This window comes from Roseivirga ehrenbergii (assembly GCF_001593005.1).
Lineage (GTDB): Bacteria > Bacteroidota > Bacteroidia > Cytophagales > Cyclobacteriaceae > Roseivirga > Roseivirga ehrenbergii.
In genome coordinates this window covers 445,426-458,327 of the sequence record NZ_LQZQ01000045.1, presented here as the reverse complement: position 1 = coordinate 458,327, position 12,902 = coordinate 445,426, and the positions used below count along the sequence as shown (strand labels likewise).

At 38.5% G+C, this 12,902-nt stretch carries 14 protein-coding genes; 8 read left to right on the top strand and 6 right to left on the bottom strand.

Annotation, left to right across the window (positions count from 1 at the left end):
• Positions 1–35: 35 nt before the first annotated feature.
• From MB14_RS12290 to MB14_RS12275, 4 genes are all read left to right on the top strand, one after another.
• Entirely contained in the window at positions 36–1,031 is a 996-nt protein-coding gene (locus MB14_RS12290) for a zinc-dependent alcohol dehydrogenase family protein (RefSeq protein WP_062591978.1), read from the top strand.
• Entirely contained in the window at positions 1,028–1,882 is an 855-nt protein-coding gene (locus MB14_RS12285) for a DUF4437 domain-containing protein (RefSeq protein WP_062591976.1), read from the top strand. Before MB14_RS12290 ends, MB14_RS12285 begins: the two co-directional genes overlap by 4 nt.
• Positions 1,879–2,676, top strand: coding sequence for an SDR family NAD(P)-dependent oxidoreductase (locus MB14_RS12280; RefSeq protein ID WP_062591973.1), 798 nt, complete (start codon positions 1,879–1,881; stop codon positions 2,674–2,676). Before MB14_RS12285 ends, MB14_RS12280 begins: the two co-directional genes overlap by 4 nt.
• Before the next feature lie 296 nt (positions 2,677–2,972).
• The gene (locus tag MB14_RS12275) at positions 2,973–3,440 is read left to right on the top strand and encodes a DinB family protein (RefSeq protein WP_062591971.1); all 468 of its coding nucleotides are present in this window, start codon (positions 2,973–2,975) and stop codon (positions 3,438–3,440) included.
• A 66-nt stretch (positions 3,441–3,506) separates the two neighbouring features.
• Here the strand turns inward: MB14_RS12275 and MB14_RS12270 are convergent, their stop codons facing one another.
• Genes MB14_RS12270 through tgt form a run of 3 tightly spaced genes read right to left on the bottom strand, consistent with a single transcriptional unit; the run spans position 3,507 to position 6,640 of the window.
• Positions 3,507–4,427: a DMT family transporter gene (locus MB14_RS12270; protein ID WP_062591969.1), complete on the bottom strand. Its 921-nt coding sequence runs from the start codon at positions 4,425–4,427 to the stop codon at positions 3,507–3,509.
• On the bottom strand, positions 4,427–5,509 hold the full coding sequence (locus MB14_RS12265) for an LptF/LptG family permease (protein WP_062591967.1): 1,083 nt from the start codon (positions 5,507–5,509) through the stop codon (positions 4,427–4,429). Before MB14_RS12265 ends, MB14_RS12270 begins: the two co-directional genes overlap by 1 nt.
• Positions 5,510–6,640: a tRNA guanosine(34) transglycosylase Tgt gene (gene tgt, locus MB14_RS12260; protein ID WP_062591965.1), complete on the bottom strand. Its 1,131-nt coding sequence runs from the start codon at positions 6,638–6,640 to the stop codon at positions 5,510–5,512.
• A 73-nt stretch (positions 6,641–6,713) separates the two neighbouring features.
• Here tgt and MB14_RS12255 point away from each other — a divergent pair, with 73 nt between their 5' ends.
• From MB14_RS12255 to rsmG, 3 genes are read left to right on the top strand one after another with little or no spacing between them, the layout of a single operon-like run.
• A complete protein-coding gene (locus tag MB14_RS12255; RefSeq protein WP_157716587.1) occupies positions 6,714–7,823 on the top strand; it encodes a glycosyltransferase in 1,110 nt (369 codons plus the stop codon).
• On the top strand, positions 7,814–8,422 hold the full coding sequence (locus MB14_RS12250; RefSeq protein ID WP_053222691.1) for an RNA polymerase sigma factor: 609 nt from the start codon (positions 7,814–7,816) through the stop codon (positions 8,420–8,422). The genes MB14_RS12255 and MB14_RS12250 overlap by 10 nt, the downstream gene beginning before the upstream one ends.
• A 25-nt stretch (positions 8,423–8,447) precedes the next feature.
• A complete protein-coding gene (gene rsmG / locus MB14_RS12245) occupies positions 8,448–9,077 on the top strand; it encodes a 16S rRNA (guanine(527)-N(7))-methyltransferase RsmG (protein ID WP_062591961.1) in 630 nt (209 codons plus the stop codon).
• Here rsmG and MB14_RS12240 read toward each other — a convergent pair whose 3' ends face one another.
• Together MB14_RS12240 and MB14_RS12235 are read right to left on the bottom strand one after the other, a co-directional pair.
• Positions 9,078–9,476 (bottom strand): hypothetical protein, encoded by a 399-nt coding sequence (locus tag MB14_RS12240; protein WP_062591960.1) that lies wholly within the window; start codon positions 9,474–9,476, stop codon positions 9,078–9,080.
• Between the two features lie 72 nt (positions 9,477–9,548).
• Positions 9,549–10,784: an ABC transporter permease gene (locus MB14_RS12235; protein WP_062591958.1), complete on the bottom strand. Its 1,236-nt coding sequence runs from the start codon at positions 10,782–10,784 to the stop codon at positions 9,549–9,551.
• A gap of 115 nt (positions 10,785–10,899) precedes the next feature.
• Here MB14_RS12235 and MB14_RS12230 point away from each other — a divergent pair, with 115 nt between their 5' ends.
• Entirely contained in the window at positions 10,900–12,165 is a 1,266-nt protein-coding gene (locus MB14_RS12230) for a hypothetical protein (protein WP_062591956.1), read from the top strand.
• 23 nt (positions 12,166–12,188) lie between these two features.
• On the opposite strand, the gene MB14_RS12225 is transcribed toward MB14_RS12230, so the two are convergent.
• On the bottom strand, positions 12,189–12,794 hold the full coding sequence (locus tag MB14_RS12225; protein WP_062591955.1) for a MiaE family protein: 606 nt from the start codon (positions 12,792–12,794) through the stop codon (positions 12,189–12,191).
• Positions 12,795–12,902: the final 108 nt, after the last annotated feature.

The following is a 12,902-nucleotide window of genomic DNA, read 5'->3' as shown; positions in this document are numbered from 1 at the left end:
TTGCAACTATAATTTTTATAGTATAAATAAACGTCATGAAAGCAATGTTATTAAAGGACTATGGTGCTACAACTAATTTTGAAGCATCTCAAGTAGAAACTCCAACTTTAAATACTAACCAAGTATTAATCAGAATTTCTGCTTCAAGTATCAATACTGTAGATACCATGATTAAAAACATGGGTACAGAATTACCATTTTCCCCAGCCAATCCAGCCATTTTAGGAATGGACTTTGCCGGAACTATTGAGGACATAGGAGCTGAAGTAACTGAGTTTAAAGTGGGTGATGAGGTGTATGGCTGTGCAGGAGGATTAGGAACCTTGCCTGGTTCTTTAGCCGAATATATTGCTGCAGATGTAAAATTGATAGCCCGTAAACCCAAAAATTTAAGCATGAGGGCAGCTGCTGCAATACCTTTAGTTGGAATCACTGCGTATGAAGGGTTGACTCGTACGAACATTACAAGTGGTCAAAAAGTACTAGTACAAGGAGGGGCTGGCGGTGTAGGTCATGTGGCAGTTCAGCTGGCTCATTCTTTTGGTGCTAAAGTATACTCCACGGGAGCTGGCCAAAAGCAGCTAGAAGTGATTAAAAGTTTGGGCGCCATTCCTATTGACTTTACCAAAGAAACAGTACAAGAATATGTAAATAAGTACACTAATAATACTGGGTTCGATGTGATTTTCGATTCAGTAGGTGGAAAAAACTTGCTCAACTCCTTTGATGCCGCTGCACTCAATGGTCAAATTGCTACCACGGTTTCTTTACTCGAACTCGACCTAAGTCCTGTACATTTTAAAGGATTGTCTTTGCATGTAGTATTTATGCTCATCCCAATGATACATGATTTCCGCAGAGAAAAGCATGGAGAAATCTTAGGTGAACTAACAAAAATAATTGAAGCTGGAAAACTTCAACCTATACTTGATGAAGAAGTCTTTTCCTTAGACAATGTGGGCGATGCATATAAAAGACTTGAAAGTGGAAACGCAATTGGTAAAGTAGTAGTAGAAACTGGACTAGTATGATTAAAGGAAAAATTCAATTCACGTTAATTGCTATGTTGGTTTTAGTTCAATCCTGTAGCAAATTCAGTAATTCTGAAAAAACCTTCGAACCAACCAATAAAGTAATATTGAGTTCGGAACTCGTATGGAACAAGCTAAACCCTACAAGGGGGGAACAGAGTCCATTAGCTGCTACCATTTGGGGCGATAGAAATGAAACTGAAGCAACAGGGTTTTTAGCAAAATTCGCCAATGGTTTTTCTTCCCCACCACATATTCATAATGTCACTTACAGAGCTGTAGTGATAAAAGGGAGTATTCATAACGATGATCCAAAAGCAGAGAATATGTGGATGAAGAATGGATCGTTTTGGACACAATCAAATGGAGAATCACATATTACAGCTGCGAAAGGAGAAGAAAATATTGCCTTAGTAGAAATAAGTAATGGCCCCTATCTGGTGAACCCACCAGCAGAGGCATTTGATACCGGAGAAAGGTCAATCAATATTGACGCTTCAAATGTGGTATGGATCGACAATGAAGTGACCAACTGGCTTCACAAAAAAAGTGAAGCTAAAATCAATTTTCTTATAAGGAATGAAAACAGTGATGGAATGAAGAGCCTTTTTGTGAAGCTTCCAATAGGGTTTAATGGCGAAATTAGAACCACAGGAACTGTAGTCCATACGGTTGTAATAAGCGGAGTAATACAGTACCTATTGCCTCAAAATCAAGAGCAAAAATTATTAGACTCAGGGAGCTATTTTGGGTCAACCAATGATACTTATCATAAAATTACGGTAAAGTCAGAAGAGGAAGTAATCCTATATATGAGAACAAACGGTAAACTTAAAGTCAATTCACTATGAAAACCATTCTAATAACAGGAAGTACTGACGGTATCGGCAAATTGGCAGCAATCCAGTTAGCAAAAGAGGGGCACCAAATTATAGTACACGGAAGAACAAAAGAAAAACTAGAACGAGCTGTTTCTGAAATAAAGGCAGTTTCAAATAATAAAAACATATTAAGCTTTATTTCAGATTTTTCAGACTTAGAAAGTGTCAAAAACATGGTAGGTGAAATAACTCAAGAAGTTTCCACCATCGATGTTATTATCAATAATGCTGGAGTTTTCACAAGCCCCATTCAAAAAAATGATAAAGGTTTAGACATGCGCTTCGCTGTCAATTTTTTTGCCCCGTATGTTTTAACCAACGGCTTGATTTCCTTGATGAAAGAAGCTAACTCGCCCAAATTGATTAATGTAAGTTCAGCAGCTCAATCCACGGTTTCCATTCAGGCACTTTATGGCAAGGAACTGCCATCTATTCATGAAACTTACGCACAAAGTAAATTAGCCTTAACAATGTGGAGTTTCTATTTCGCAAAATTGTACCCTGAGGTAATGACGGTTGCGGTAAACCCAGGCTCTTTGTTGAATACAAAAATGGCAAATGAAGCCTATGGCCGCCATTGGGCTCCAGCAGATAAAGGCTCTAACATCTTATACGAACTAACGCTATTCGAAGACCATATCAGTGGTGTCGGTAAATATTTTGACAACGATCAAGAAGCTTTCAGCAATGCTCATACTGACGCCTATAACGATGAAAAAATCGCGCTATTAATTGCTGAAACAAAAAAGATAGTCAAGGGTTAAAAAACATTTTCAAAGCTAGAATCAAGCAAATCCCTTATTATAATTTTCGTTTATAGTAGGGATTTGAGCCTGAACCCCATTGCAGACTAGCCCTATTTATCAGCATCACTCCGTTAATTATTAGCCTATAAAGGTGGTAACGCAATTCTTCCAAACATTCAAACATACAACTGAAGCTATAGGCTCCCGATTGGAAAATTCGCCACAAGTCATAATTTTGAAATAAAGCATAACTAACTATTGTCAGGCATGGCAACTTTCAAAAAATTGTAAGCGAAAAAATTGCGATAAGGAAAATGACTCAATCCGAACTTATCATTTTAAACTTTGAAGAAATAAGAAGAAGAAGCATCAAACTTTGGAAAGGGCTTCCTGAAAATTATTACAATTGGAAACCTGATGAAAAAGCAATGACTGCGATAGAAATGGTCAGGCATGTTTTAGAGGCCGATTATGGATGGAACATTATTATCAATAATGGGAGCATGACAAACTATAAAACGCCTTGGGAAAATCGACCTTTTATTAGCGTTACTGACGAACTTGAGTTTGCCAAACCCTATAGAAAAACCTTTTTAGAAACTATCCGTCAATTTTCGGAAACAGAATTAAATGAAACTAAAATCATTCATCCCGCAAATGGAGAGAGGAAAATTCTTGGACAATATTTATTGCGAATCGGGTATCACGAATCTGTTCATGCAGGACAATTTCTCTCCTATTTAAGAGCAATGAAAATTAATCGACCAAAAATATGGGACTGACAAACCAAAAGGCTCTAAGTCTCATTTCTTCCAAAATACCCACGCCCCAACTAATCCCTCTAAAATCTAACCCAAACCCAATTTTTTCTTGCGCTCTAGGGCTTTGCGTTGGCTGCGTCTAATCACCGGATAACTCAAAACAGCACCCAAAATGATGAGGGTTCCGTAGTAAAAACCTGCGCTCATTTCTTCATTTTCTCCATAAATAATAACGGCCAATATGATTCCGTACACCGGTTCTAAATTAATGGTAAGATTAACCACATATGCGGTTATACGCTTCATTAACTCTACAGAAGCAGAAAAGGCATATACCGTACAAACTACAGAAAGAATTAGCAACAGTCCCCAATCTCTGGTGGTAGGTAAGGCATAAGTAGCAGTTTCAGCCAAAAAGAAATATTTATAGAATGGAATAAAAATGGCTATTCCAATGGCTGCAGCAGCCATCTCGTAAAAGGTAATGGTATATTGAGATAGCTTATGAGTCATTTTACCATTCAAAACCGAAAAAAGAGCAGCCATAAATGCCGAAGCCATCGCCAAGCCTAAGCCCAAAGCATTATTGAATTCGAAACGAAAGATGACGTAAAGCCCACTGATAACCACCAAACCAAGAATTACCTCAAACATCCTGATCTTCCTTTTATTGAAAAGTGGTTCAATAAGGCTCGTCCAAAAGGTGGTGGTGGCCATTCCTGCCAAAGAAACCGAAACGTTCGATACCCTGGCCGATTCAAAAAACAAGAACCAATGAATGGCAATGATAAAACCCGTAAGTACGAGTGGCATCATGTCCACTCGGTTCACCTGAAATGTTTTTGACTTAAAATACATGAAACCCGCCAACACTATACTGGCCAAGGCGGTGCGATACATCACTACATCGGTAGCCGGAATGGTCATTTCATTACCCAGAATTGCGGTGAAACCCCATAGAAAAACGATAAAATGGAGTTTGAGAAAATCCTTAGGAGAGGCTTCCATTACTTAGGAACAAAGCGATAGATAGAGAAACCAAGCATAGCAAAAATAATATTGGGCATCCAAACTGCAAGCAGCGCATCCATTGAACCTGCCTCAGCAATGCTCTTTGTAGCGATAAACAAAAGTATGTAAATAAAAGCCAAAAGAAATCCTAATGCAATCTGAAAACCTACCCCTCCCCTTGTCTTTTTTGACGACAAAATCACACCAATAAAAGTCAGAATTATGGCCGTAAATGGAGACATAAACCGAATTAATTTTTCGATATGATAAATCGGTATGTTGTCAGCTCCTTTTAGCTTCAGATCGTCTATATAGCTGTATAGCTCTGGAATGGTAAGCGTTTCTTGCAGTCCGGTTTGACTAGAAAAATCATCGGGACTCATGTTTATTTTAATTAAAGTATCATTTACACTCTGATACTGGAATTCTTCATCTACCTCGTTAAACTCTCTCAAATTCCACTTTCTTAAAACCCATGAGGTAGAAGTTGAATCCCAAAAAATCTCGTCTGCCGAAATTTTATACAGCATCTCTTTATCAACAATCTCTTCAAGGGTAAAATCTCTACCAGAATTTCGGTAACTATTATAGCTGCGCAAATAAACATAGGTGGTAGGGCTCACTTTAAAATGAACGTCCTCACCTGTATACTGATAGGGCTTATCGGCAAAGAATTGTTGTTCAAATTTCACCCTGAATTTATTGGCTTCTGGAATAATCCAACCCGTGAAAACAAAACTGATAACGGCTATAATTACCGCCCCAGTTAAGAATGGCTTCAACATTCTTGGGTAACTCACTCCACTGGCTAAAATAGCAACAATCTCAGTATGACTGGCCATTTTTGAAGTGACAAATACTGCTGCTATAAATACTGTAATGGGCGTAATTAAATTGGCAATATAGGGGGCGAAATAGAGGAAGTACTTAATAATCAACCAAGTACCCACTTCATTTTTAATGAAGCTCTCATTCCTTTCTGAAAAAGTAAGAATGAGCACAATGGCTACTAAAATACCTACTACGAAAAGGAAAGTTGTGAGAAACTTTGTTAATATGTACTTGTCCAGTATTTTCATTTAGAGGCGTTGTGTCACTTTTTTGACCATTCGGTTTTTCCAATCAACAAACGTGCCTGCTAATATCTGTTTTCGTGCTTCCTTAACCAACCATAAATAAAAAGTTAGGTTATGAATACTGGCAATCTGCGCCCCTAAAATTTCTTTGCTGGTAATCAAATGCCTTAAGTAAGCTTTTGAGTAAAAGGTACTATTATAGCCTCCCAAATTCCGGTCAATTGGGCTATGATCGTTTTTCCACTTTTCGTTGCGCATGTTCAAAATACCTTCGCTGGTAAATAGCATTCCGTTACGGGCATTTCTGGTTGGCATAACACAATCGAACATATCTACTCCTAAGGCAATTCCTTCCAAAATATTTTCGGGTGTTCCCACTCCCATTAAATAACGTGGTTTGTCTTTAGGTAGAATATCACAGACGATCTCGGTATGCTCATACATCATTTCTGCTGGTTCCCCCACAGACAATCCTCCGATGGCATTCCCTTCACGCTCATACGATGCAATCGTTTCTGCCGATTTTACTCTTAAATCTTTGTAAGTGCTCCCCTGCACTATCGGAAAAAGCGTTTGGCTATAACCATATTTTCCTTCGGTAGCATCAAACCTATCGCAGCAGCGCTTGAGCCAACGGTGTGTCATTTCCATAGACTTACGTGCGTATTCGTAATCGCAAGGATATGGCGTGCATTCGTCAAAAGCCATCATGATATCGGCTCCAATGGTGCGCTGAATATCCATTACTCCCTCTGGACTAAAGATATGTTTGGAGCCATCAATATGAGATTTGAAGGTTACCCCTTCTTCCTTTATTTTTCTGGTACCCGAAAGCGAATAAACCTGATAACCACCGCTATCGGTCAAAATCGGTTTGTCCCAGCCATTGAATTTGTGTAAACCGCCAGCAGCCTCGATTACATCTAGGCCAGGTCTTAAATACAAATGATAAGTATTTCCTAAAATGATTTGCGCCTGAACATCATCTTTTAATTCGCGCTGATGAACCGCTTTAACCGACCCTGCAGTACCCACAGGCATAAAAATAGGTGTTTCTATTGCACCATGATCTGTGATTATTTCCCCTGCTCGGGCCTTAGATTGTTTGTCTACTCCAGCTAAATTAAACTTCATTCCTCATTTTTGATCGCACAAAAATAGCAGGAATCATTTATTCTTATTTCATTCATGCATCATTTCATTTTCTGTGAGTTTAGAAATTATCTTTTTTTCCATATTTATTCTGTCTACAGCCGTTCAACTGTACTACCACTGGGCGTATTTCAGTCTGTTGCCCAACTGTGTGATTTCAGACAATAAAAACACTACACCATCGCCCGTTTCTATAGTTGTTGCCGCCAGAAATGAAGCAAGACTGCTACCTGTATTGATTACTAAATTGGTCAGCCAAGACTATTCATCATTTGAAGTTATCATAGTTAATGATCGATCATCTGATGGTTCAGAAGCTTTGCTCAACTCACTTGAGCAATTGAGTCAAAGGCTTAAAGTTATTCATGTTCACGATTTACCAGAAGGCTGGAACGGTAAAAAAAACGCTTTACAATTAGGCATTGAAGCTGCTCAGCATGAGATTATTCTACTTACAGATGCCGACTGCATTCCTAATTCAAACCAATGGATTAGCAGAATGGCTAGCAGTTTTAGAGAGAATACGGACTTTGTATTGGGCTTTTCTCCTTACGAAAAGAAAAATGGTTTTCTGAATCAGATGATTCAATTTGAAACTTTACTCACTGCCATTCAATACCTATCATTTGCAATTAAAAGGCAGCCATATATGGGTGTTGGAAGAAATTTAGCATACCGTAAGTCGGTCTTTTTAAAACACTCATTTCAAGGTTATGAGTCTAAAACTGGAGGTGATGATGACTTATTTGTGAATGCACATGCTACTGCTGCAAATACTGAAATCTGTATTCACCCAGACGCTCATGTCTCGTCTATTCCGAAGTCTAATTGGCGTGATTATTTCAGACAAAAAGTGAGGCATTTGTCGGTTGGCAAAAACTATCGTAAAAAAGATCAAACGAGACTAGGCCTTTTTGCGTTAAGCTCGCTGACAGGATGGATAATGCTATTTTGGGCAATTTTAGCAAGCTTCAATATCGGACTCATTTTGGTGATTGTCGGTATCAAGAGCTTGTCATTTTATGTTATCTTTACCCGTTCAGGTCGCAAGCTGAAAATGAACATGGCCTACTGGGCACTTCCATTCCTCGATCTGTGTTTAAATTTGTATTACCCAATGGTGGGATTAGTGGCGCTAATAGCAAAAAAGGTTAAATGGAGTTAGGTAAGCAGTTTTCTGAAAAGGCACTCAAAGATTTTAAGTTAATAGACCTGGCAGTTGAAAATCATGATCAACAAGCGTTTGCGGAGTTATTACAACGTTACCGTAAACCTGTTTATCATATGATTTTGAAGATGATTCGGAACGTTGATGATGCAGAAGACCTTACAATTGAGGCTTTTGCAAAAGCTTTCAAGAACCTTCATAAATTCAAAAAGGATTTCACCTTTAGTACTTGGCTTTTTAGAATTGCCACAAACAACACCATAGACTTTATTCGTAAAAAAAGGCTCGACACCATGAGTTTGAACACGAGTTTTAGTGATGACAATGGTGAGTCAGTCAATATTGATGTTCAAGACAAAAACCTGAACCCACAAGAAGAAGCAATTAAAGCGCAAAAGATTGAATTAGTTCAGCTGTTTGTTACGAAGCTTCCTGCCAAATATCAGCGATTAGTAAAGCTGCGTTACTTTGATGAGCTCAGCTATGACGAAATTGCGAAAGAATTAAATGCGCCTTTAGGCACAGTTAAGGCTCAATTGCACAGGGCTCGTGAATTAATGTACGACCTGGTAAAGGGTAAAAAGGAACACATCTAATTCTTTTTTGTTAATTCGCACTCAAATGGAATTAATCAAAAAGCATTTCCCCTTACTAACAGAAAAGCAAATTGCTCAATTTGCCCAATTAAAACCTTTATATACCGAATGGAATGAAAAGGTAAATGTGGTGTCTAGAAAAGACATTGAAAACCTTTACGAACGCCATGTATTGCATTCTTTAGGCATTGCTAAGGTTTTTAAGTTTCCTGAGAATACCGATATTCTAGATGTAGGAACGGGAGGTGGTTTTCCTGGAATTCCATTGGCCATAATGTTTCCTGAGTCTAATTTTCATTTGGTAGACTCCATAGGAAAGAAAATAGTAGTGGTGAAAAACGTTAGCGAAGCACTGGGTCTTAAAAATGTAGTTGCTGAACAAGTTCGTGCCGAAGCCATTAAGCATAGAAAGTATGACTTTGTGGTAAGTCGTGCAGTAGCCCAACTTAAAGAGTTTTATCCGTGGGTAAAACATAAGTTTAAACCCGCTTCAGAAGTAGCTTATAAAAGTGGCTTGCTTTATTTAAAAGGTGGCGATTTAACTGCCGAAATCAAAGAGTCTAAACTGGTGAAAGTGCGTGTTCACAACCTCGAAAAATTCTTTGAACCAGAATTCTTCGAAACCAAAAAAGTGGTTTTCGTTCCCCGACAGTAACTAGTTTGTTCTTCTTTCAAAATCATCTTCTTCACGAGGTTTCGCAGTATAAATTAAGATACTGTATATACCTATTAATGTACCAACTGGAAAACTTATAATGCCGATAATTCCATAAACCAAAGCTGGCATCATTGCCCATCTACGTCCATTCACCAAACCAAAGCCAATTACGATTTTAGGAATGAGGAACAGGATGGCGATTGCCCATAATATGGAATCTATAAAATCGAAAATCCATAGCGCTTCTGGAGGCAAGGGATCGTTATCCATAGCAGCCATATTGAGTACAAAATCCATGAAGAAGTCATAGAAAACTAACCCCAGTAACCCTAGAGCACTGAAAGCAATAAAAAGTATACCTAAGATTTTCTTGTGCGAAGATTCGTTAAAATTCATAGTTTCTAAATTTACTTCAATATAAAAAAAGCCCCGATAAATCGAGGCTCTTTCGTCAGCAGCATATACCGCTTATTCAAATCGTAAAGCTTCAATCGGGTCGAGCTTAGATGCTTTATTCGCTGGAATAACTCCAGAAGCCAAGCCTACAAACACACAAACAATTAAGCCCACAATAATCCATAACCAAGGAATAACAAAGGCACCACCAAGGGCTGTAGCCAAAATATTCCCTATTCCTATTCCCATTAAAGCCCCAGCAATACCTCCCATCTGACAAATTACAATGGCTTCAATTAAAAACTGTTGACGGATTCTATTTGGAGTTGCTCCTAAGGCTTTTCTAATCCCAATTTCTCTGGTTCTTTCAGTTACAGAAACCATCATAATATTCATTAAACCTACAGCTGCACCTAAAAGCGTAACTGCTCCAACCACTAAACCGCCAATTCGTAAACCATTGGTCATATCGTCTAAGGCCTCCGTAGCAGAATCTGACCTAACGACTTCGAAAGAACTCTCTTCGCCTAATTTGTTTCCTCTGATTTTACGCATGTAGCCCGTGGCCTCACCCATAGCGTAGTCTATTTGCTCCGGATCATCAATCATTACGGTGATGTTATAACGCATTCTACCGCTTCTGTCTAGCCTTTTAGCATTCAAAAGTGGAATGATGATATTTCTATCTTCTTCAGTATCACCTCCAAAGCCTCCTTTTTCTTCCAAAATGCCAATTACACGATAATTATTACCGTAGAATTTCACTGTCTTATTTAAAGGATCTTCGTTTTTATCGAAAAGAGCATTAACTACTTCAGTACCCAGAATACAAACATAATTTCCGAATTCGATTTCTAATGCAGAGAAATTTCTACCTCGTTCAATTTTTATATCCTTAATAGAAAAGTAATTTTCATCTCCACCGGTGATACTCGTATTTGGGTTTGTCTTTTTCTCTTCATATTTAATTTCAGCCGAACCAGAAGCCCTTGTGTAAATTGTTACAGTAGATGGGAAATTGAAGTCTTCTTTGAAACGAACAGCCTCATCATATTTAATTGGCGCATAAGATTTCTCCCTTACCCCGTTCATATTTCTTCTGGCAGAAGTACGACTTTCTACATCGAAACTATTAGCGCCTAAGCCCGACATACTGGCCTCTATTTCACTTTGAATACCATCTACTGCGGTAAGCATTCCTACCAAAGAGGTTATACCAATAGCGATAATTAAACCTGTTAAAATGGTTCTTAGGGTGTTCGATTTAATCGACTTTATTCCTTCCCTGACGTTTTCTCTGAAATTCATTGAGATAAAATGAGTTTTTGATCGTTACGAATTTAATCAACCATTGGTCACATATTGCCAACAAATTTATAAATTCAACGATCGTTCTGTTAAACGGTTCATAATCCAGTTCACTATGAGAAGACTTTCGATTTTATTGATTTTGGCTACGTTCAGCCTTTCCAGCTACGCCTCCAAAATTTTGATCCCAATGGATCTTTCACAATCAAATCACCTAAAAGCTTACGGCATTGCTTACTGGGTTCTCAGTAAAGACGCAACAATCGACTGGATGTTAAATTTTAGAGGCGGAAGTTTTTTATTACCCTCTTCAGCAGCTATAGAAAAGGAATTGGTGATTCGCGGAGTGAGCTACGAAGTAATATCGGATGCCACAGCTGCGCAGTACGAAAGTCAGATCGCCTCTCCTTCTTCTAACATGGACATGATGAAATTAGAGAAGGTGCCAAAAATTGCAGTATACTCGCCTAAAACAAAAATGCCATGGGATGATGCCGTAACCTTGGCCTTAACCTATGCCGAAATTCCTTACGATATTATTTACGATGATGAATTGATGGCCGATGAACTTCCGAAATATGATTGGCTGCATTTACACCATGAAGATTTTACAGGCCAGTACGGTAAGTTTTATGCCACCTACTCTCCTTATAGCTGGTACCAACAGCAACAAAAAGATTATGAAGCTTCTGCCAGAAAGCATGGTTTCGCAAAAGTGTCGCAACTTAAACTGGCCATTGCTCAAAAGATAAGAACTTTTGTAGCAGGCGGAGGCTTTCTCTTTGCTATGTGTTCTGCCACCGATTCTTTCGATATTGCGCTAGCTGCCAATGGACTCGACTTTATTGAAGCTATGTATGATGGAGACCCTGCCAACCCAGCTGCCGAATCGCAGTTCGATTTCTCTCAAACTTTGGCTTTTGAAAATTTCAAACTAAAAAAAGACCCTCTCGAATACGAGTTCTCCGATATTGATAATACCGATGCAAGACGTTCAAGATCATTAAACGAAGGCAACGATTTCTTCAAACTTTTTGAGTTTTCGGCCAAATGGGATCCGATTCCAACCATGTTGACCCAAAACCATACGCGTTTAATTAAGGGTTTTTATGGCCAAACCACAGCATTTAAAACCAGAGTAATCAAGCCCGATGTGGTAACCATGGGGCAAAACGATGCGGCTGAAGAAGCAAAATATGTTCACGGAGTTTTCGGAAATGGCTTCTGGACTTTTTATGGCGGCCACGACCCAGAGGATTATCAGCACAGAGTAGGCGAAGAACCAACCGATTTAAACCTGTACCCTAACTCTCCTGGATATCGATTAATTCTGAATAACATTCTGTTTCCGGCAGCTAAGAAAAAGAAGAGGAAGACTTAAATGAAGAAGTAAAAGGTGTATTCTTAATGCATTCTATCTCCTCTAACTTCGAGAGACTTTAAAATCTTTGCTTCCTCAATTAAGAATTCTTTCCACCTGTTAAGCACATAGTCGTCAGGCATATAGTGTTTGGCTAAACTTATAAAGTTTTTATAATGACCTGCCTCTGAGACCATAAGTTCATAATAGAAGTTTTTGAGCTCTTGATCTTGAATGTTTTGAGAGAGAATCTTAAACCGTTCACAACTCCTTGCTTCGATTAATGCGTTCATCAATAATCTTTCTACTAATTGCTGATCTCGGCTACCTCCTTTTCTAACCACCTTTTGAAGTTGAATGACATATTCATCTTTTCTAGCTTGACCAAATGACATTCCTCTTTTCTTAAGTTGCTCCAAAACCCTTTCAAAATGATTCCATTCTTCCGCCACAACAGGCGTTATCATTTCAACCATTTCTGTTTTTTCTGGAAACAAAACGATCAACGAAATGCACGAAGAAGCTGCTTTCTGCTCACAATAGGCATGATCAACGAGAATCTCCTCAATGTTCATCTGGGCAATATTTACCCAACGAGGATCAGTTGGTAATTGTAATCCTAAAAGGTGGTTGCTCAGTTCTTCAGTCATTCTACAAAGTTAAGGCTACTACTCAAATATTAAAAAGTAGTACCTTTACGCCCTTAATTTTTATCGAACCTGCTAAATTGCAACGCATTTTAAAATCAATTTGATTAT